This window comes from Mycobacterium alsense (assembly GCF_002086635.1).
GTDB lineage: Bacteria > Actinomycetota > Actinomycetes > Mycobacteriales > Mycobacteriaceae > Mycobacterium > Mycobacterium alsense.
The window spans coordinates 45,389-65,697 of record NZ_MVHD01000001.1; the positions used below are offsets into that span (position 1 = coordinate 45,389).

Below are 20,309 nucleotides of genomic sequence, written 5' to 3' on the forward strand. Positions count from 1 at the left end.
ACATCGCCCGAAAAGTCGAGCCACTCTACGCTCGGCGAACGAAAAAGCCCCCGCACGGGGCGGGGGCTTTTCCTGAGTGACTAGCGGTAGTCGCTGTAGCCGTAGTCGTCCAGCGGAACCGCGGCGCCGGTGGCCTGGCCGAAGTCCGGGCTGTAGTAGTGATCCTCGTAGGACGGGATCGTGTACGCCGCGGCGCGGGCCTCCTCGGTGGGCTCCACCTGGATGTTGCGGTAGCGGTTGATGCCGGTACCGGCCGGGATCAGCTTTCCGATGATCACGTTCTCCTTCAGACCGTTGAGCTTGTCGCTGCGGCAGTTGATCGCCGCATCGGTCAGCACGCGCGTGGTCTCCTGGAACGACGCCGCGGAAAGCCACGAGTCCGTGGCCAGCGACGCCTTCGTGATCCCCATCAGCACCGGGCGGCCGGCGGCGGGCTCGCCGCCCTCGGCCACCACCCGACGGTTCTCCGCCTCGAACTCCGCGCGGTCGATCAGCGAGCCGGGCAGGAACTCCGTCGAGCCCGAGTCGATGATGGTGACCCGGCGCAGCATCTGGCGGACGATCACCTCGATGTGCTTGTCGTGGATCGACACACCCTGGGCGCGGTAGACCTCCTGGACCTCGCGGACCAGGTGGATCTGCACCTCGCGGGGGCCCTGCACGCGCAGCACCTCGTGCGGGTCGGCCGAGCCTTCCATCAGCTGCTGGCCCACCACGACGTGGTCGCCGTCGGAGAGCACGCCCTCCGAGCCGTCCTCGTGCTTGAACACGCGGAGCCGTTGCCGCTTGGAGAGCTTGTCGTACACGACCTCCTCGCCCCCGTCGTCGGGAACGATGGTGATCTTGTAGAAGCGCTCGCCGTCCTCGAGGCGGATCCGCCCGGTGACGTCGGCGATCGGCGCCTTGCCGCGCGGCACGCGCGCCTCGAACAGCTCCTGAACCCGCGGCAGACCGCCGGTGATGTCCTCACCGACACCACCCTGGTGGAAGGTCCGCATGGTCAGCTGCGTGCCCGGCTCACCAATCGACTGGGCCGCCACGATGCCGACGGCCTCGCCGATGTCGACCAGCTTGCCGGTGGCCATCGACCGCCCGTAGCAGGTCGCGCACACGCCCGTGCCGGTGGCACACGTCAGCACCGAACGCACCTTGACCTGCGTGATGCCCGCCGCCAGCAGCGCGTCGATCTCCGGGTCGCCCAGGTCCTCGCCGCGCGCGACGACGACGTTGCCCGCCTCGTCGACCGCGTCGGTGCCCAAAGTCCGCGCGTACGCCGAGGTTTCGATGTACGGGTCGCGGATCAGCGTGCCGTCAGGCTGACGCTCGGCCAGCTCCACGACGATGCCGCGCTCGGTCTCGCAGTCGTGCTCCCGGACGATGACGTCCTGGCTCACGTCGACCAGACGACGGGTCAGGTACCCCGAGTCGGCGGTGCGCAACGCGGTGTCCGCCAAGCCCTTTCGGGCACCGTGGGTGTTGATGAAGTACTCCAGCACGGTCAGGCCCTCACGGAAGGACGACTTGACCGGACGCGGGATGAACTCACCCTTCGGGTTGGTCACCAGGCCCTTCATGCCGGCCAGCGTTCGGGTCTGCGTGAAGTTACCCGTGGCGCCCGAGTCGACGATCGTGATGATCGGGTTGTCGGCCGGGTAGTGCTCGCGCAACGCCTGACCGACCTCGTCGGTGGCTTCCTTCCAGATCTCCACCAGCGCCTCGTTGCGCTCGTCGTGGTTCAAAGCGCCACGCTGGAACTGCTTTTCGACCTTCTCGGCCCGCTCCTCGTACTGGTCGAGGATCTCCTTCTTGCGCGGCGGGACGAGCACGTCGGCCATCGAGACCGTGACACCACTGCGGGTCGCCCAGTAGAAGCCGGCGTCCTTGAGCTTGTCGACGGTCTGCGCGACGACGATCATCGGGTAGCGCTCGGCCAGGTCGTTGATGATCGCGGCCTGCACCTTCTTGTGCATCTGCTGGTTCACGAACGGGTAGCCCACGGGCAGCAGCTCGTTGAACATCACCCGGCCCAGCGTGGTCTCGGCCATCCAGGCGTCGCCCGGCTGCCAGCCGTTGACGCCGAACAGCTCCGCCTCGATCTCGGCGGGCGGGCGCAGCTGGGTCAGCCGCACCTTGATCTTGGCCCGCACCGACAGCAGCCCCCGGTCGGAGGCCATGATCGCCTCGGCCGGCGAGGAGTACACGCCCACCTCCGGCTGATCCTTTGCGGCGGGCTGGAATTCGCCCTTGTCGCCCTCGACCTCGGTGGTCAGGTAGTACAACCCGGTCACCATGTCCAGTCGCGGCATGGCCAACGGGCGGCCGGAGGCCGGCGACAGGATGTTGTTACTCGACAGCATCAAGATCCGCGCCTCGGCCTGAGCCTCCGCGGAGAGGGGCAGGTGCACGGCCATCTGGTCGCCGTCGAAGTCGGCGTTGAAGGCCTCACACACCAGCGGGTGCAGCTGAATCGCCTTGCCCTCCACCAGCATCGGCTCGAAGGCCTGGATGCCCAGCCGGTGCAGGGTGGGGGCGCGGTTCAGCAACACCGGGTGCTCGGCGATGACCTCCTCGAGCACGTCCCACACCTGGGGACGCTGGCGCTCGACCATCCGCTTGGCGCTCTTGATGTTCTGCGCGTGGTTGAGGTCGACGAGCCGCTTCATCACGAACGGCTTGAACAGCTCGAGGGCCATCAGCTTGGGCAGGCCGCACTGATGCAGCTTGAGCTGCGGGCCGACCACGATGACGCTGCGGCCCGAGTAGTCGACACGCTTGCCGAGCAGGTTCTGGCGGAACCGGCCCTGCTTGCCCTTGAGCAGATCGCTCAGGGACTTCAGCGGACGGTTGCCCGGGCCGGTGACCGGACGCCCGCGCCGGCCGTTGTCGAACAGCGCGTCGACGGACTCCTGCAGCATCCGCTTCTCGTTGTTGACGATGATCTCGGGCGCGCCGAGGTCGATCAGCCTCTTGAGGCGGTTGTTGCGGTTGATCACCCGGCGGTACAGGTCGTTGAGGTCGGACGTGGCGAAGCGGCCACCGTCGAGCTGCACCATCGGCCGCAGCTCCGGCGGAATCACCGGGACCGCGTCGAGCACCATGCCCATCGGCGAATTCCCGGACTGCTGGAAGGCGGCGACCACCTTCAGCCGCTTCAAAGCGCGAAGCTTCTTCTGGCCCTTGCCGCTCCGGATCACCTCACGCAGCGAGTCGGCCTCGGCGTCGATGTCGAAGTTCTCGATCAGCTTCTGGATCGACTCCGCGCCCATGGCGCCGGTGAAGTACTCGCCGTAGCGGTCGACTAGCTCACGGTAGAGGTTCTCGTCGACGATCAGCTGCTTGGGGGCCAGCTTGGTGAAGGTGTTCCAGATGTCCTCCAGGCGGTCCAGCTCGCGCTGGGCCCGGTCGCGGATCTGGCGCATCTCCCGCTCGCCGCCGTCCCGAACCTTGCGGCGCGCATCGGCTTTGGCGCCCTCGGCCTCCAGCTCGGCGAGATCGGCCTCCAGCTTCTGGGCCCGCGCCTCCAGCTCGGCGTCGCGCTGGTCCTCGACGGCCTTGCGCTCGACCACCATTTCGGCCTCGAGCGTCGACAGCTCGTTGTGCCGCATCTCCTCGTCGACCGAGGTGATCACGTACGCGGCGAAGTAGATGATCTTCTCGAGATCCTTCGGCGCCAGGTCCAGCAGGTAGCCCAGCCGCGAGGGCACACCCTTGAAGTACCAGATGTGCGTGACCGGCGCGGCCAGCTCAATGTGGCCCATCCGCTCGCGGCGCACCTTGGCGCGGGTGACCTCGACGCCACAGCGCTCACAGATGATGCCCTTGAACCGGACACGCTTGTACTTGCCGCAGTAGCACTCCCAGTCGCGAGTCGGTCCGAAGATCTTCTCGCAGAACAGGCCGTCCTTCTCCGGCTTCAGCGTGCGGTAGTTGATCGTCTCCGGCTTCTTGACCTCGCCGTAAGACCATTGCCGGATGTCCTCCGCGGTGGCCAGGCCGATGCGGAGTTCATCGAAGAAGTTGACGTCGAGCACGTAACTCCCTTTCCCCTTGCGGGTTTAGTTGCCGAAAAAAGTTGTTAAGCCAGGTCCTCAACGGACGCTGATTCGTTGCGGGACAGGTTGATCCCCAAGTTGGCCGCGGCCCGCTCCAGGTATTCGTCCTCGCCCTCGCGCAGCTCGATGGCCGCGCCGTCACTGGACAGCACCTCGACGTTGAGGCACAGCGACTGCAGCTCCTTGAGCAGGACCTTGAACGACTCGGGGATGCCGGGCTCGGGAATGTTCTCGCCCTTGACGATCGCCTCGTACACCTTGACCCGCCCGACGGTGTCGTCGGACTTGATGGTCAGCAGCTCCTGCAGCGTGTACGCCGCGCCGTAGGCCTGCATGGCCCAGCACTCCATCTCGCCGAACCGCTGGCCGCCGAACTGCGCCTTACCGCCCAACGGCTGCTGGGTGATCATCGAGTACGGGCCGGTGGAGCGGGCGTGGATCTTGTCGTCCACCAGGTGGTGCAGCTTCATGATGTACATGTAGCCGACGGTCACCGGGTACGGGAACGGCTCGCCGCTGCGGCCGTCGAACAGCACCGCCTTGCCGTCGCCGTCCACCAGGACCTCGCCGTCGCGGTTGGGCAGCGTGGCCGACAGCAGACCCTGCAGCTCGGCCTCCTGCGCGCCGTCGAACACCGGCGTCGACACGATGGCGCTCGGCTCGGCGTGCAACAGCTCCTCGGGCAGGTTGCCCGCCCACTCCGGAACGCCCTTGGACGTGTCGACCTTCCAGCCGCTGTGCGCGCACCAGCCGAGGTGGGTCTCCAGGATCTGGCCGATGTTCATCCGTCGCGGCACACCGTGGGTGTTCAGGATGATGTCCACCGGCGTGCCGTCGGGAAGGAACGGCATGTCCTCGACCGGCAGGATCTTGCCGATCACGCCCTTGTTGCCGTGCCGGCCGGCGAGCTTGTCGCCGTCGGAGATCTTGCGCTTCTGGGCCACGTAGACGCGGACCAGCTCGTTGACGCCGGCGGGCAGCTCGTCGTCGTCCTCACGGGAGAACACGCGGATGCCGATGACCTTGCCGGACTCGCCGTGCGGCACCTTCAGCGAGGTGTCGCGGACCTCGCGGGCCTTCTCGCCGAAGATCGCCCGCAGCAGCCGCTCCTCCGGGGTCAGCTCCGTCTCACCCTTCGGGGTGACCTTGCCGACCAGGATGTCGCCGTCGCGAACCTCGGCCCCGATCCGCACGATGCCGCGCTCGTCGAGGTCGGCCAGCACCTCGTCGGAGACGTTCGGGATGTCCCGGGTGATCTCCTCGGCGCCCAGCTTGGTGTCGCGGGCGTCGATCTCGTGCTCCTCGATGTGGATCGAGGTGAGCACGTCCTCTTCGACCAGGCGGTTGGAGAGGATGATCGCGTCCTCGTAGTTGTGGCCCTCCCACGGCATGATCGCCACGAGCAGGTTCTTGCCCAGCGCCATCTCACCGTTCTGGGTGCACGGACCGTCGGCGATCACCTGGCCGGCCTCGACGCGGTCACCCGCGTCCACGATCGGCGACTGGTTGGCGCAGGTTCCGTGGTTGGACCGGGCGAACTTGCGCATCCGGTAGGTGTGCCGGGTGCCGTCGTCGGCCATCACGGTGATGTAGTCGGCGGAGACCTCCTCGATCACCCCGGACTTGTCCGCGACGACGACGTCGCCGGCGTCGATCGCGGCGCGCAACTCCATGCCCGTGCCCACCAGCGGCGCCTCGCTGCGCACCAGCGGAACCGCCTGGCGCTGCATGTTGGCGCCCATCAGGGCCCGGTTGGCGTCGTCGTGCTCGAGGAACGGGATCATGGCCGTGGCCACCGACACCATCTGGCGCGGCGAGACGTCCATGTAGTCCACCTCGGACGAGGGCACGTACTCGACCTCGCCCGCCTTGCGGCGGACCAGCACGCGCTTCTCGACGAACCGGCCGTCCGCGTCGATCGGCGAGTTGGCCTGCGCCACCACGTGGCGGTCCTCCTCGTCGGCGGTCAGGTACACGATCTCGTCGGTGACGACCCCGTCCACCACCTTGCGGTAGGGCGTCTCGATGAACCCGAACGGGTTGACCCGCGCGTACACCGACAGCGAGCCGATCAGGCCGATGTTGGGACCCTCCGGGGTCTCGATCGGGCACATGCGGCCGTAGTGGCTCGGGTGCACGTCGCGGACCTCCAGCCCGGCGCGTTCACGCGACAGGCCGCCCGGGCCCAGCGCCGACAGGCGGCGCTTGTGCGTCAGCCCGGACAGCGGGTTGTTCTGGTCCATGAACTGGGAGAGCTGGCTGGTGCCGAAGAACTCCTTGATCGCGGCGACCACGGGGCGGATGTTGATCAGCGTCTGCGGCGTGATGGCCTCGACGTCCTGGGTCGTCATCCGCTCACGGACGACGCGCTCCATCCGGGACATGCCGACCCGGATCTGGTTCTGGATCAGCTCGCCGACCGTGCGCAGCCGGCGGTTGCCGAAGTGGTCGATGTCGTCGGTCTCCACCGGCACCTCGACGCCGCCGGGCACGGTCATGACGGCCGGCTGGCCGTCGGTCGAGGCGTGGTGCAGGCGCACCAGGTACTCGATGGTGGCGACGATGTCCTCTTCGGTCAGCGTGGTCTTGAACTGCTCGGCGGAATCCGCCGCTTTGAGCCCCAGCTTCTTGTTGACCTTGTAGCGGCCCACCCTGGCCAGGTCGTAGCGCTTCTCCTTGAAGAACAAGTTCTCCAGCAGCGTCTGCGCGGACTCCTTGGTCGGCGGCTCACCCGGGCGCAGCTTGCGGTAGATGTCCAGCAGCGCCTCGTCGGTGCCGGCGGTGTTGTCCTTCTCCAGCGTCGACATCATGATCTCGGAGAAACCGAACCGCTCGGTGATGCGCTCGTTGGTCCAGCCGAGCGCCTTGAGTAGCACGGTGACCGGCTGGCGGCGCTTGCGGTCGATGCGCACGCCCACGGTGTCGCGCTTGTCGACGTCGAACTCCAGCCACGCGCCGCGGCTGGGGATCACCTTGACGCTGTGCAGGATCTTCTCGGTGGACTTGTCGATGGTTTCGTCGAAGTAGACGCCGGGCGAGCGCACCAGCTGGCTGACGACGACGCGCTCCGTCCCGTTGATGATGAAGGTGCCCTTCTCGGTCATCATCGGGAAGTCGCCCATGAACACCGTCTGGCTCTTGATCTCGCCGGTGTTGTTGTTGATGAACTCGGCCGTGACGAACAGCGGGGCCGCGTACGTCATGTCCTTGTCTTTGCACTCGTCGACCGGCGCCTTGACCTCGTCGAAGCGCGGGTCCGAGAACGACAGCGACATCGACCCGGAGAAGTCCTCGATCGGCGAAAGCTCGTAGAGCACCTCTTCGAGGCCGCCCATCGGGTCGGCGCCGCCCTTGCCCTCGCCCCTGGCGGCCGCGGCCTCGCGCCACCGCGGCGAGCCGATCAGCCACTCGAACGAGTCGGTCTGCACGTCAAGAAGCCCCGGAACCTCGAGGGGTTCGCGGAGCTTGGCGAATGAAACTCGGTTTGGCGCTCCGGGCACGGAGTTGTAGGAGGAAGTTTGGGGGGTTTTCTTGCTCTGGCGGGAACCTGCCAAGATGCATCCTTCCAGCACCGCGTGCGGCTCACGGGAACCCGGGGACACCGGCCAGCTCGCCGCATCAATTTTGTCGGTTAGGCTGGCGAACGATCTGCCCGGATCTCACGCGCGCAACTAAATGGCTAAGCCGCAGAGGGGGCTCAGGCGAAGACCACAGTGTCTTTGGCAGCCAAGTGGCGATTGTGAGGTGGGCAGGAAGTAGCCAGCGCAACGTCCAACAATAGCGCAGGACGGCGCATTCCTCAACTACCCACGACAAATGAGCCAAGGGACATCGGCGCTGGCTGGCGATCTCGAATCTCCCCTGGACACATGCTGCCCAACAGACTGACCCGTTTAGGCCCTGCCGTCAAGGGGGCGGCGCCGCAAGTTGCACCAAGTTATCGCAAAATTTTCGCGTCCTGGCTCGCGTGCTGGCGTGCGTCATGGCTGCGTCGTGGCGGGGGCGTCGGGCCGGGCGCGCTACTGGTTGCCGAACTCGTTTGCGCGGTACCGGTGGGTGCCTTCGAGGTCGTCGAGGATCGCCGCCTGGGCGTTCTTGGGCAACGTGTGCAGGATCTCGCGGACCCGGGCCTGCCGCCGCGCGACGGCCTTGCGCTCCGGCATCCCCGGCGTCGCGACGATCTGCGGCGGCACCCCCTGGATCTCCTCGACACCGCCGGCGTGGTGGCCGGCGTCGATCATGGCCTGCTCTTCGGCCATGGTCGCCTCGTCCTTCTCCTCGGACATGCCGATCGGGCCGATGCGCCGGCCGTTGAGGAACTGCCGCACCACCGGTTCGTCGCTGGTCAGCAGCACCTCGCGCGGGCCGAACATGACCAGCTTGCGGCGGAACAACATGCCCATGTTGTCGGGCACGGTGCGGGCGATGTTGATGTTGTGCGTCACGATCAGCACGGTCGCGTCGATCTGGGCGTTGATGTCGAGGATCAGCTGGCTCAGGTAGGCGGTGCGAACCGGGTCCAGACCCGAGTCCGGCTCGTCGCACAGGATGATCTGCGGGTCCATCACGAGCGCCCGGGCCAGGCTGGCGCGCTTGCGCATACCGCCGGAAATCTCACCGGGGAACTTCTTCTCGTCGCCGCCGAGGCCGACCAGGGTCAGCTTCTCCATGACGATGTCACGGATCTCGCTTTCCTTTTTCTTGGTGTGCTCGCGCAGCGGGAAGGCCGCGTTGTCGAACAGGTTCATCGAACCGAACAGCGCGCCGTCCTGGAACATCACGCCGAACAGCGTGCGGATCTCGTAGAGCTCCTTGGCCGAGCACTCGAGGATGTCCGTGCCGTCGATCATGATCGAGCCGCGCTCCGGGCGCAGCAGGCCGATCAGCGACTTCAGGAACACCGATTTGCCGGTACCCGACGGCCCCAGCAGGACGCTGACCTCCCCGGCGGGGATATCCAAAGTCACGTCTTCCCAAATCCTCGAGGGACCAAAGGACTTGGTCAGTCCTCTCACCTCGATAGCGACGCCCATGGGGAATCCTTCCGTCGACGCTCGTGCCCGCCACCTGCCCTTTTATGTGGCATGAGTCACTGTAGCGCACGGCGGGTGTCCGGCATCAGGCTTGTCCGGCACAGCCGGCAAAAATTGGCCGTCCCGAGACCCGGCGACGCAACGGTATTTGACGTGCGTGTTAGCCGGCGGTCAGCCCGTCGGCGCCCAGTTGCCGTGGAAGCCCATCGGGACCCGCTGCGGCAGGTGCACGGTGGCCATCGGCTCGAGGGTCTGCGCGTCCAGCAACAGCAGCTGCCCCTCGTCGCGGCCGCGGTGGTAGCCGTAGCCCATCAGGATGCCGTCGTCCTCGGCGCGATCCTTCGGGCCGGGCGCGGGGTTCGGGACGAAGGACATCTCACCGATAAAAAGGTCGCGGTCGAGGGGGGCCGCCATGACGGAGCCGGTGTCGTAGTCGTGCTTGTACAGCGCCGTAGACATCTCGGTCGTCTCGTGGCCGCCGTCGGAGAGATAACCGCCCTCGGTGCCGACCGTGTAGCCGAACCGGTGCCGCCCGCCCAGCAGGGCCTCGTTGATGCGGGGAAACTCCTGCGGCCGGTCGTCGCGGCGTTCGCTGCTCACCGCGCCGGTCGCCAGGTTGACGGTCCAGCGATCCAGGGTCGGGCGGCTGTCGCCGGGTCCGCGCAGGTCGCGGTCGAACATCGTCGAGTAGCGGACCACGTCGAGCACCACCACCTCGGCGCCGTCGCGCGCCTCGGAGTAGGCGTTGAGCGGGTGGTAGACGTAGCAGGGCTCGATGTCGAACCAGCGGATGTCGGCGCTGCCGCCCTCGCGGGGCATGACGCCGATGCGCGCCGGGTATTTCGGGTTCCAGCGGTAGGGCATGCGATCGATCGGCTCGCGATTGCGGTTCATCATCGTCGCCATCGGGCCGGGGACCCGCACGCGGCCGACGAGCGACTGCATGACCAGCCGGGCCGGCAGATCCAGCCAGCGGGGCACGTTGGCCGGCATCACCTGGACCGGGTCGAACGTGACGGGCAGGTCATAGATCACCACGTATTTGTCGGTCAGCGAGAAGTCGTGCATCATCGGCGAGCCGGTCACGTCGATGTCGACGGTGCGCCGGGCGCGCCCCTGGGCGTCGATCACCGAGTACTGCACGCTCCGCCCGCGGGCGAACGAGTAGGACACGGCGTGCAGTTCGCCGGTGCGGGGGTCGCGATGGGGGTGGGCGGTGTAGCCGGCGGCCAGCGTCCCGTCGAAGTCGCACGTCCCCACGGTGTCCAGCTCGTCGGTGAGGCGGTAGTTCGCACCGCCGCCCTCGACCAGAGCCAACGTCTGTCCGGCGTGGCTGAGCACATTGGTGTTGGGCCCGACCGACAGCATGCCGGCCCGCGGATCCAGCCCGGCGGGGGCCGGCTCGCCCAGCGCCGCGCACACGTGCGCGGTGCGCACCCAGCGGTTGCGGTACCAGCGCGCCTGCCCGCCGCTCAGCGCCACGCCGTGCACCATCGCGTCGCCGGTGAACCAGTGGTAGGTGGCGGGGTCGACCTCCTGGACCGGGTTGGGCCCGTTGCGCAGGTAACGCCCGTCGAGTTGCTCCGGGATGTGCCCGGTGACCTTCAGGTCGGTCGCGGTGACTTCGGCGCCCACCGGCGCCAAAACGTCCTCGAGGTACGGATTCCGGGTTTGCGTGGCTCGTGTGGATGTCACCGCTAAGCTCCTATAACATTGTTATTTCAGCGTTATTGGCACGGTACGCCGGTGGTGACAAGATGGCAAGGATGACTTCCTCGGAAACAGAGAGCGGCGCTCGCGGAGTGCGCAGCGTTCGTGGGGAGATGCTGCACGCCGCCGTCGCCCTGCTCGACGAGCAGGGCCCCGACGCGCTGCAGACCCGGACGGTGGCGCGCGCCGCGGGGACCTCGACGATGGCGCTGTACACCCACTTCGGCGGGATGCGGGGCCTGATCGCCGCGGTCGCCGAGGAGAGCCTGCGGCAGTTCGACGCCGCGCTGTCGGTGCCGGAAACAGCTGACCCGGTGGCCGACATAGCGGCCATCGGCATGGCCTATCGACGCTATGCGATTGAGCGGCCGCACATGTATCGACTGATGTTCGGCAGCACCAGCGCCCACGGCATCAACGCACCGGCCGGCAACGTCCTGCAGCTGACCGTCGCCCAGATCGAGGCGGAGATTCCCAGCTTCGCGCATCTGGTGCGCGCGGTACGACGGTCGGTACTGGCCGGTCGCATCACCCTTGGCGGCGCCGATGACGACGAAACGGTGGTCGCCACCGCAGCCCAGTTCTGGGCACTCATGCACGGGTTCGTGTTGCTCGAACTCGCCGGGTTCTATGGCGAAGACGGCGCGGCGGTCGTGCCGGTGCTTGGCTCGATGTTCACAAATCTCTTTGTCGCCCTGGGAGACTCGCCCGAACGGATGCGGCAGTCGTTCCACGCCGCGTTCGGTACCGGCTGAACGCGCGAACCCCCGGGACCGCGTGGCCCCGGGGGTTCGCGCGGGTTGACCTACTTGACGGTGACGGTGGCGCCGGCGGCCTCGAGCTTGGTCTTGGCCTCGTCGGCCGCCTCCTTGGCGACCTTCTCGAGCAGCGGCTTGGGGGCGCCGTCGACGAGGTCCTTGGCCTCCTTGAGTCCCAGGCCGGACACGATCTCGCGGACCACCTTGATGACGCCGATCTTCTTGTCGCCGGCGGCCTCGAGGATGACGTCGAACTCCGACTGCTCCTCGGCGGCCTCGGCGGGCGCACCGCCGGCGGCCGGGCCACCGGCTGCGGCGACGGCGACCGGAGCGGCCGCGGTGACCTCGAAGGTCTCCTCGAACTTCTTGACGAAGTCGGAGAGCTCCAGCAGCGTCATCTCCTTGAACGCGTCGAGCAGGTCGTCGGTGGACATCTTTGCCATGGGTGTGGGTCCTTCCTGGTTTCGGGGTTTGGGGTTATTCGGCTTCGGCCGGGGTTTCCGGAGCCTCGGTCGGTGCTTCGGAAGCTGGTTCTGCGGCCTCGGCGGGCGCCTCGGCGGCGGGCTCGGCGGCCTTCTTGTCCTGGAGCGCGGCCGCGAGCCGGGCCACCTGCGAGGCCGGGGCGGCGAACAGGCCGGCCGCCTTGGCGAGGTTGCCCTTCATCGCGCCGGCCAGCTTGGCCAGCAGCACCTCGCGGGATTCCAGGTCCGCGATGCGCTCGACTTCGGAGACGGTCAACGGGTGGCCGTCCATGTAGCCGCCCTTGATGACCAGCGCCTTGTTGTCCTTGGCGAAGGTCTTGATGGCCTTGGCCGCGTCCACCGGCTCGCCGCGGACGAACGCGATGGCCGTCGGGCCGACGAACAGCTCGTCGAGACCCTCGATGCCGGCGTCGGCGGCCGCTCGCTTGATGAGCGTGTTCTTGGCCACGGTGTAGGTCGCCGAGCCCGCCAGGGACCGGCGCAGCTCGGCCAGGTTGGCCACGGTCAAGCCGCGGTATTCGGTGATCAGGGTGGCCGTCGCGTCCTTGAACTGCTCGGCGATGTCTGCCACGGCGGTGGCCTTGTCAGCCCTGGCCATGCCTAACCTCCTGGGTCGAAGTCCGTGTGACGTGTCGTCGGTGACCACCCGTGAAACGACGAACGCCCCGGCGCAGGAAACGGCCGGGGCGTACAAATGCGCCGGTGGGTGCCGGCGTGTGCCTCGTCCTCCTGCGCGGGCCGCCGGGATGTTTCCCGGACCTTCGACCGATTGCTCGGTGACCGACGGTCTTCGGTGGATCGCCACACACAATAGCGCGACCCCCCGCGGTCAGCCAAAACGCTCGGCTAGAGCAAGGCCAGCCTGGCCGCGCCGACCAGGCCGGCGTCCCCGCCGAGGGCGGCCGGCACCACCCGCAGGCCGGACAGGAAGTCCAGCCCCGCGTAGCCGGCCAGCGCGGTCCGCAGCGGGTCGAAGAGCACCGCCCCGGACTTCGCGACGCCGCCGCCGACGACGACGAGGTCGAGGTCGCACGTCGCGGCGACCGAGGCGATCATCGCCGCCAGCGCCCTCGCGCCCCGGGCAAACGCCCGAACGGCCACCGGGTCGCCGGCCGCGGCCGCGGCGGCCAGCTCCCGGGCACCGGCGCCCGGTGGCGGGGACCAGCCGTTGGCCAGCGCCCAGCGCACCAGCGACGGGCCGGCCGCGACGGTTTCCACACAGCCGCGCCCGCCGCACGGGCACGGCCGGCCGTCCTGGTCGACCACGACATGGCCGACGTGGCCGGCGTTGCCGGTGCGCCCGGTGTACGGGGCGCCGTCGAGCACCAGTCCGCCGCCCACGCCGGTGGACACCACCATTCCGAGCAGAAACCGCGCGCCGCGGCCCGCCCCCCGCCAGTGCTCGCCCAGCGCCATGCACACGCCGTCGCCGCCCAGCCGCACGGGCACGCCGGGAATCACGGCGGCGACCCGGTCGCGCAGCGGGAAGCCGCGCCAGGACGGGATGTTGATCGGGCTGACGCCGCCGGTGGGCAGGTCGATCGGGCCGGCCGAGCCGACGCCGACCGCGGCGACGGCGCCGTCGGCGACGGGCAGCGTCTCGGCGATGAGCCCGGCGACGGCGGCCCAGACGTCCTCGGCCGCGGCGCCGGCCGGGGTCGGGCGGATGGCGGTGTGCACCAGCGCGCCGGCGGAATCGGCCAGGCCGGCGGCGATCTTGGTGCCGCCGATGTCGAGGCACAGCGTCAGCGCGGCCATCAGTGGCGGTGGGTGTTGTCGGGCTGGCGCGGGTCGCCAGGGTGTTCGTAGCCGGGCGCGAGCCGGACCGCCTCGGCGCGGCGCGCGTCCAGCCACACGCGGAAGGCGCGCCGGCGCGCGGCGCCGCGCAGATGGTCGGCGATCGCCGCGCGCACCTGCGCCAGCGGCGGCCCGGCCTGCGGCGGGGCGCGCCAGCCGTGCGGGCCGGGGCTGGGCGCGGCGAACCGCAGCGGGTTGCGGGCGTGGTAGCCGGCGACGTCGTCGTCGCTGACGTCGACGGCGGCGGTGACGGCGGCGAACAGCGTTCGCGCCCGTGGATCGGCCAGCGCCGCGGCGGCCACGCTGCCGATCTCCAGCCGCGCGGTGGCGTCGGGCAGCAGGTCGGCCTCGGCGGGCGCGTCGCGCCCGGTCAGGCCGCGGGCGGCGGCCTCGGCGGCGACCACGCGCCGGGTCACGATCAGTTGGGTGAGCCAGCGCCGCAGCTGCCGGCCCTCGCTGGTCCCGCGCCCGGGCAGCGCGGCGGCCGCCGGGCCGCGGCGCAGCCGCGCCTCGGCGGCGTCGACCTCGTCGACGGGGACCGGTTCGCCGGCGACGGTGGCCACCCACCCGGGGCTCATGTCACGGTCACCTTCACCGCCGGCGAGTAGAGCAGCCGACCGGCGCAGCCGACCCGGACCAACGCCCACCACCGCCCAGGGTCGAGCCAGGCGGGCGGGGCCACCTCGAAGTCGAGCTCGACGGTGCCGCGGGCGGGCAGCACCGCGCCGAGCGCGGCGGGGCCAATCCACTCCCAGGTGCCCCACGGGCTGATCAGGTGCGCCTCGACCGCCAGGTCGGCCCGCGCCCGGGTGCCGACGGTCACGGTCAGCCGGGCCGTGTCCCCGGGCGCGAGCTCGACGTCGGCCGGGCCGTCGACGAGGTGGACCAGGTCGGTCCCGCGGACCTCGCCGCCCGCCGCGCGCGCGCCGACCTCGACGATGCACACGTCCTCGACCACCTGGCGCCACGACGCGGGGAGGTCGTCGCCGGTCAGGCACAGCTGGGCGCGCACCGGGTAGGGGCCGGGCTTCGCCCGCGCCGGGATCGACACCACGATGTCGGCCTCGCGGTGATCGCCGGCGCACAGCGTGAAGGGCAGCGCGGCCGGTGTGGCCGACCACCCGGCGGGGCACGCGACGGTCACCGCGCCGCGCACCGCGGCGTCGCTGCAATCGCTGGCCGCGGTGAGCCGCAACACCACCTCTCCGCCCGGCGGGCCCGCCAAGCGCTGCGGGTGCAGGTGCGCGACGGCCGGCAGGCCGCCGAGCGGCGCGGGCCCGCGGTTGTGCAGCCAATACCGCGCGTAGAGCGGCTGCGCCGCTTCGGCGTTGGGCGCGAGCTCGGCAGAATCCCCCGCGCCACCGGGCATTTCGAGGTGGGCCAGCACGGTGGCCACCTGATAGCCGTGCAGGTCGATCGACGCGGCGCCCGCCGGCGGACCGGCGAGCGGGTTTTCCAGCAGATCGGCGCGCCGCAGCGCGCTCAGTTTGCCCACCCCGGAGTCGACCGACACCCGGGCGCCCCGGCCCGTCGTCTCCACCAACCGCAGGACCACCTCGCCCGGGTCCAGCGGGCGTGCGCTGCACGACGCCAGCGGGTTGCCGGCCGCCTTGAGGGCCGCCAGCTGCACGACGCCGGCGGGCTCGACGCGCAGCAGCGATCCCGTCGGCGCGGCCCCGCCCCGCCCGCCGCCGGGCACGGCGAGCAGCGGGTGGGCGAACTCGGCGCTGCGGGCCGGGATCGCCGCCCGCCGCCAGTCGCCGTCGCCGCTGACCAGCGCGTAGTCGAAGGTGTGCGTCCAGTGCTGGAGCTGGAAGTTGGATCCGTCGGGCGCGGTGCGGCGCGGGTCGTCGATCCACGTGCCGGACGGCCAGCCGGTGCAGGAGCGCAGCAGCGCGGTGTGCAGGGTGCCGTCGGGGTCGACGGCGAAGCTCGGCACGCCGCGGTTGAACAGCGCGACCGTGCGGTCCTCGAAGGGGCCCATGCCCGACGGCGCCCGCTGGGACACGCGGATCTCGGCGGCCTGCGAGTTCGCCAGCTCGCCGGCCACCGACGCGATCGCGGCGGCCAGGCCCTCGTCGCGGACGCCGTCGTCGCCGTCGATCACCAGGACGGGCAGCGCCCGCGGCCCGCTCAGGTCCGCGCCGGGCACCCAGGCGGCCGCCAGCGGGGTCGCGGCCGGCACCCAGAGCCTCGCCCGGCCGGTTTCGGCCAGCTGGCGCTCGAGCTCGGCGGCGTATTCCGGATCTGCCTGCGTCAGAACGTCTTTGGTGAAGGAGTTGCGGGCGGGCCCGCCGAGGGCGATCCGGACGTCGGGCAGGTTGGAGTCGACATCGAGGCGGCCGTAGCGCGGCTTGTCGGCGCCGCTGCAGGTGGCCGTCACCCCGGCGCGGACCAGCGCGACCATCAGCTCGCGGGCCAGCGGCCCGGACCCGGCCTCGGCCGGCGCCACCACCTCGGCCACCGAGAGCGCCCGCACCGCCTTACCCAGGGCGCCCTCGACGCGGACCCGCGCCGCCGAGGACAGCCCGAACCAGCCGTAGGCCGGGTTGTCCAGCGTCCACGGGTGTTGCGCGGTGTCCACCGAGCGGTCGCCCTCGTGCAGCAGCGCGAAGCCCCGCCCGATGACGGCGTCGCCGACCTCGCTGACCGGCATGGCGCCCGGCACGGGGCACGGCCAGCGCAGCCGCAGCAGGCGGTCCTCGCCGGTGAATTCGTCGACGGTGGTGCGGCAGTCCAGCCGGGCCACGCCGTCCCACAGGGTCAGGGTTTGGGTGTAGCGCAGCTGCCCGCCGATGCGGCCGCGCACCACCAGCCGCTGGCCGAGCGGGCCGTGGAAGGCCTGCACGCGCGCCGGGTACGCCGACGAGCAGACCACGGGGCCGCGGGGCAGGAGGTGCCACGGCCCCTCCCCCTGCGTCGGGTGCTGCGAATATTCCTCGTACAGGGCGAGCTCGTTGCCCACCCGGCCCTCGGCGATCAGCTGGCGGCCGTCCCGCTCCCACGACACGACCGTCCCGCCGCGCCGCGGGTCGACCTCCAGCCGGTGGTGCTCGTTGGCGATCCGGAAGCCGGGAACCGGCCGCCAGCCGGCCCCGGCGGCCCCGTCGTCGCCGGGCACCAGCCGGTAGGCCCGCCAGCCCAGCGACGGCACGTCGCGCGCCAGCCAGGTGACCGAGCGCCCGCCGTGCTCGACGTGCGCGGGCACCCGGGCGCCGTCGGCGTCGAGCACCCGGACCCCCGGGCCCAGCGGCGTGACCGGCCGGGCGGTGACGACGTCGGTGCGCCGGTGCGCCAGCGGGTTCCAGACGGTCACGTCGCCGGCGTGGGCCCGCGCGCCGCCGGACGGCCCGGACAACTCGGCCAGGGCGTTGTCGCGGGCCGTGCGGCCCAGCTGCCACGCGTCGCGCCACCCGGTCAGCAGGTCGAGGTAGACCTGGTCGGACTCCGAGCCGGTGATCGCGTCGTGGTGCGCGCCGTAGGCCAGCTGCACCCACGCCTTGGCCAGGGCGGCCTGCGGGTACGGCGCGCCGGCCAGCAGCCCGGCGAACACGGCGAAGCGCTCGGCTTCCAGGACGGCATTCTCGGCGGCCCGGTTGGCCTGCTTGGTGTCGATGTAGGACACGTCCTTGCCGGTGTAGATCGGGTTCATGTCCCGGGTCTGCGGTGACGGCCCCGAAGACGACGACCCGCGCTGCGCCAGCTCGGCGCGCACCGCCGCGAAGAACTCCCGCGGCAGCGCGCACACGAACCGCGGCCACGTGTAGCGCGCGGCCCAGTCGCGGTGGATCGCGGTGACCCACTTGTTCGGCGGGGTGTAGTCGGTCCCGACCGGCAGCAACACGTTGCGGGTCAGGGCGACCGCCTTGAGCTGATCGAACAGCTGGTAGGTGGCGTCCTCGGCCTCGGCCAGGGTGGTCGACGAGTCCATCCACCAGCCCGCCGAGTAGTGCGCGGGCATGTAGTGGGTCAGCAGGCCGCGGCCCGACGGCGCGATCCACTCGAACTCGCTGCAGAACTGCATGCCCTCGACGCCGCCGGAATGCGCCGGGCCCCACTGGTGGTGGGGTCCACGGGCCCACGAGCTCGACGTCAGCCCGGCGTCGGCGGCCATACCGGGGAACTGCGGGTCGTGGCCGAACACGTCGAGCTGCCACGCGGTGGCCGGGTCGGCGCCGAGCACGTCACGCTGAAAACCCATGCCGTGCACCAGGTTTCGAATGGTGGTTTCCGGGCTGGTGAGGTTGGTGTTGGGCTCGTTGTAGGTGCCGCCCATCACCTCGACGCGGCCCTGCACGATGAGCCGGCGCAGGTCGGCGCGGTCCTCGGGGCGGGTGTCCCAGTACGGCTTGAGGTAGTCCACCTCGGCGAGCACGAACTTGTATTCGGGCTCGCGGCGGGCCATCTCCAGGTGCGCGTGCACCAGCTCGAAGCCATTGGTCTGGCGCGCGCGGCCGGGCGGGTCTTCGGTCCACTCGCTGGTGTAGGCGCCCTGGGTGTTCCACCAGACGGGGTCGTAGTGGAAGTGGCTGACCATGAACATCGTCCAGCCGGGCTCGGCCACGGTGAACTCGAAGGCCAACGTCGCGTCGGGCCCCGCGTGCGCCACCGCGGCCCGTCGCTGTCCGACGCGCGGCCGGTCGACCGTCAGCGGCACCTCGACGACCTCGAACCCGGCCCGGTCTCCCGCGGCGACGGCCTCGCCGCTCAGGCCGTCGCCGTCGATGCGGATCGGCGTCGGCTGCTCGCAGCCGGCGACGGTGACGCGCGCCAGTTGCAGCGGAGCGTCCGGCGGCCCGGTGAAGAGCTCGGTCGAGGCCGCCGAAACCACCTGCATCCCTGCACCTTACGGCGGGCGGGCCGCCCCGGCATCGGCCGTCGTGAGACCCGATCGCGCGAAGTACCATGAGCCATGCCCGCCCTCGCCCCGCCCGTCGCCGACGAACGCAGCGCCCTGCGCGAATTCATGGCGTTCCACCAAAGCGCTTACTTCGCCGTCGCCTACGGCCTCACCGACGAGCAGGCCCGGTCGACGCCCACGGTCAGCGCGCTGTCCGTCGGCGGGCTGATCAAGCACGCCACGGCCATGCAGCGCACCTGGATGGCGCGCGTCGCCGCGGCGCCCGGCGCACCGGCCAAAGACCCCCGTCCGTTCGACGCGATCGCCAAGGAGTTTGCCGACCAGCACGTGATGCGGCCCGACGAGACGCTGGCCGGGCTGCTCGAGGCCTTCGCGGCGCGGAACGCGGAATCGCTGCGGCTGGTGGAAACCGCCGACCTCGACGCCGCGGTGCCCGTCCCGCAGGACATCCCGTGGTTTCCCAAAAACCAGCCGGCCTGGTCGGTGCGGTGGGTGATCCTGCACGTGATCAACGAGCTGGCGCGCCACGCGGGCCACGCCGACATCATTCGGGAATCCATCGACGGCGCCACCATGTACGAGCTGATCGCGGCGCTGGAGCGGTGGGAGATCGAGGGCTGGGTGACGCCTTGGGGCAAGTCCTGACCCTCCCGACCCGCAGCGGCATCGCGCGCCGCGAGACACCGCACGGCACCGTCGGCCTCTACTACGAGGACCTGGGCGACCCCGCCGCACCGCCCGTGCTGCTCATCATGGGCCTGGGCGCGCAGCTGCCCATGTGGCCCGACGGATTTTGCGCGCGCCTCGTCGGCGCCGGTTATCGCGTCGTCCGCTTCGACCACCGCGACATCGGGCTGTCGGCCAAGATGCACGGGCTGCGGGCGCGGGGCTCGGTCTACCGTCGGGTGGGCAGCTATGTGCTGGGCAGGCCCAGCCGCGTGCCCTACAACCTGGTCGACATGGCCGGGGACGTGGTCGCCTTGCTCGACCACCTGGGCATCGCGCGGGCCCACGTCGTGGGCGCCTCGATGGGCGGCATGATCGCGCAGATCCTGGCCGCCACCGAGCCGCGGCGGGTCGCCTCCCTGGGCCTCATCATGTCCAGCACCGGCAAGCCGCTCTCGGCGCTGCCGGCCTGGCGCGTCATCAGGCTGCGGTTCGACGCCCCCGCCGCGGACGCCCCCGATGCGGACAAGGTGGCCTACGAGGCGCGCAACATCGCGGTGTTCAACGGCCCCAACTTCCTGCCGTCCGACGCCGAACTGCGCGAGCGGGTCCGGCGGCTCGCGGACCGCTGCAGCTACCCGCCGGGCCGGCTGCGCCACGTCGACGCCATGCTGGGCACCGGCAGCCTGTTGCGCTACAGCAAGGCGGTCACCGCCCCGACGGTGGTGCTGCACGGTTCGGCCGATCCGATGGTGCGGCCGCGCAACGGGCGCGCCCTCGCGGCGGCCATCCCCGCCGCCCGTTTCGTGGTGATCGAGGGGATGGGACACGACCTTCCCGAGCCGGTCTGGCGCCCGATCGTCGAGGCCCTCACCGAGAACTTCGCGCTCGCGGGGGCCGCGCGGGCCCGGTGAGCGCGCTCACAGGAATTGGGACTTGACACCCACGAT

12 protein-coding genes are annotated in these 20,309 nt (G+C 70.4%); 3 read left to right on the plus strand and 9 right to left on the minus strand.

What is annotated here, in order from left to right; genetic code table 11:
• Positions 1–80: 80 nt before the first annotated feature.
• From BST11_RS00260 to BST11_RS00275, 4 genes are all read right to left on the minus strand, one after another.
• Positions 81–4,031 carry a DNA-directed RNA polymerase subunit beta' gene (locus BST11_RS00260; protein ID WP_083136041.1) on the minus strand — a complete coding sequence of 1,317 codons (3,951 nt, stop codon included), beginning with the start codon at positions 4,029–4,031 and terminating at the stop codon, positions 81–83.
• Between the two features lie 44 nt (positions 4,032–4,075).
• Positions 4,076–7,606 carry a DNA-directed RNA polymerase subunit beta gene (gene rpoB / locus BST11_RS00265; RefSeq protein WP_276033120.1) on the minus strand — a complete coding sequence of 1,177 codons (3,531 nt, stop codon included), beginning with the start codon at positions 7,604–7,606 and terminating at the stop codon, positions 4,076–4,078.
• A gap of 465 nt (positions 7,607–8,071) precedes the next feature.
• On the minus strand, positions 8,072–9,085 hold the full coding sequence (locus BST11_RS00270; RefSeq protein ID WP_083136043.1) for an ABC transporter ATP-binding protein: 1,014 nt from the start codon (positions 9,083–9,085) through the stop codon (positions 8,072–8,074).
• Between the two features lie 171 nt (positions 9,086–9,256).
• Positions 9,257–10,780 (minus strand): carotenoid oxygenase family protein, encoded by a 1,524-nt coding sequence (locus tag BST11_RS00275; protein ID WP_083136044.1) that lies wholly within the window; start codon positions 10,778–10,780, stop codon positions 9,257–9,259.
• A 62-nt stretch (positions 10,781–10,842) separates the two neighbouring features.
• Between BST11_RS00275 and BST11_RS00280 the strand changes: the two genes are divergently transcribed.
• Positions 10,843–11,550, plus strand: a complete 708-nt coding sequence (locus BST11_RS00280) for a TetR/AcrR family transcriptional regulator (protein WP_083136045.1) — start codon at positions 10,843–10,845, stop codon at positions 11,548–11,550.
• A 50-nt stretch (positions 11,551–11,600) separates the two neighbouring features.
• Here BST11_RS00280 and rplL read toward each other — a convergent pair whose 3' ends face one another.
• The 5 genes from rplL to BST11_RS00305 form a co-directional block, all read right to left on the minus strand.
• On the minus strand, positions 11,601–11,996 hold the full coding sequence (gene rplL / locus BST11_RS00285) for a 50S ribosomal protein L7/L12 (protein WP_067324242.1): 396 nt from the start codon (positions 11,994–11,996) through the stop codon (positions 11,601–11,603).
• A gap of 34 nt (positions 11,997–12,030) precedes the next feature.
• Entirely contained in the window at positions 12,031–12,633 is a 603-nt protein-coding gene (rplJ, locus tag BST11_RS00290; protein ID WP_083136046.1) for a 50S ribosomal protein L10, read from the minus strand.
• Positions 12,634–12,881: 248 nt separating this feature from the next.
• Positions 12,882–13,793, minus strand: coding sequence for an ROK family protein (locus BST11_RS00295; protein WP_083136047.1), 912 nt, complete (start codon positions 13,791–13,793; stop codon positions 12,882–12,884).
• A complete protein-coding gene (locus tag BST11_RS00300; protein WP_083136048.1) occupies positions 13,793–14,410 on the minus strand; it encodes a DUF7158 domain-containing protein in 618 nt (205 codons plus the stop codon). Before BST11_RS00300 ends, BST11_RS00295 begins: the two co-directional genes overlap by 1 nt.
• Positions 14,407–18,669, minus strand: a complete 4,263-nt coding sequence (locus BST11_RS00305) for a glycoside hydrolase family 38 N-terminal domain-containing protein (protein WP_083136049.1) — start codon at positions 18,667–18,669, stop codon at positions 14,407–14,409. The genes BST11_RS00300 and BST11_RS00305 overlap by 4 nt, the downstream gene beginning before the upstream one ends.
• A 75-nt stretch (positions 18,670–18,744) precedes the next feature.
• Between BST11_RS00305 and BST11_RS26955 the strand changes: the two genes are divergently transcribed.
• Together BST11_RS26955 and BST11_RS26960 are read left to right on the plus strand one after the other, a co-directional pair.
• The gene (locus BST11_RS26955) at positions 18,745–19,338 is read left to right on the plus strand and encodes a DinB family protein (protein ID WP_142276138.1); all 594 of its coding nucleotides are present in this window, start codon (positions 18,745–18,747) and stop codon (positions 19,336–19,338) included.
• Positions 19,323–20,273, plus strand: coding sequence for an alpha/beta fold hydrolase (locus BST11_RS26960; protein ID WP_244897417.1), 951 nt, complete (start codon positions 19,323–19,325; stop codon positions 20,271–20,273). Before BST11_RS26955 ends, BST11_RS26960 begins: the two co-directional genes overlap by 16 nt.
• Positions 20,274–20,309: the final 36 nt, after the last annotated feature.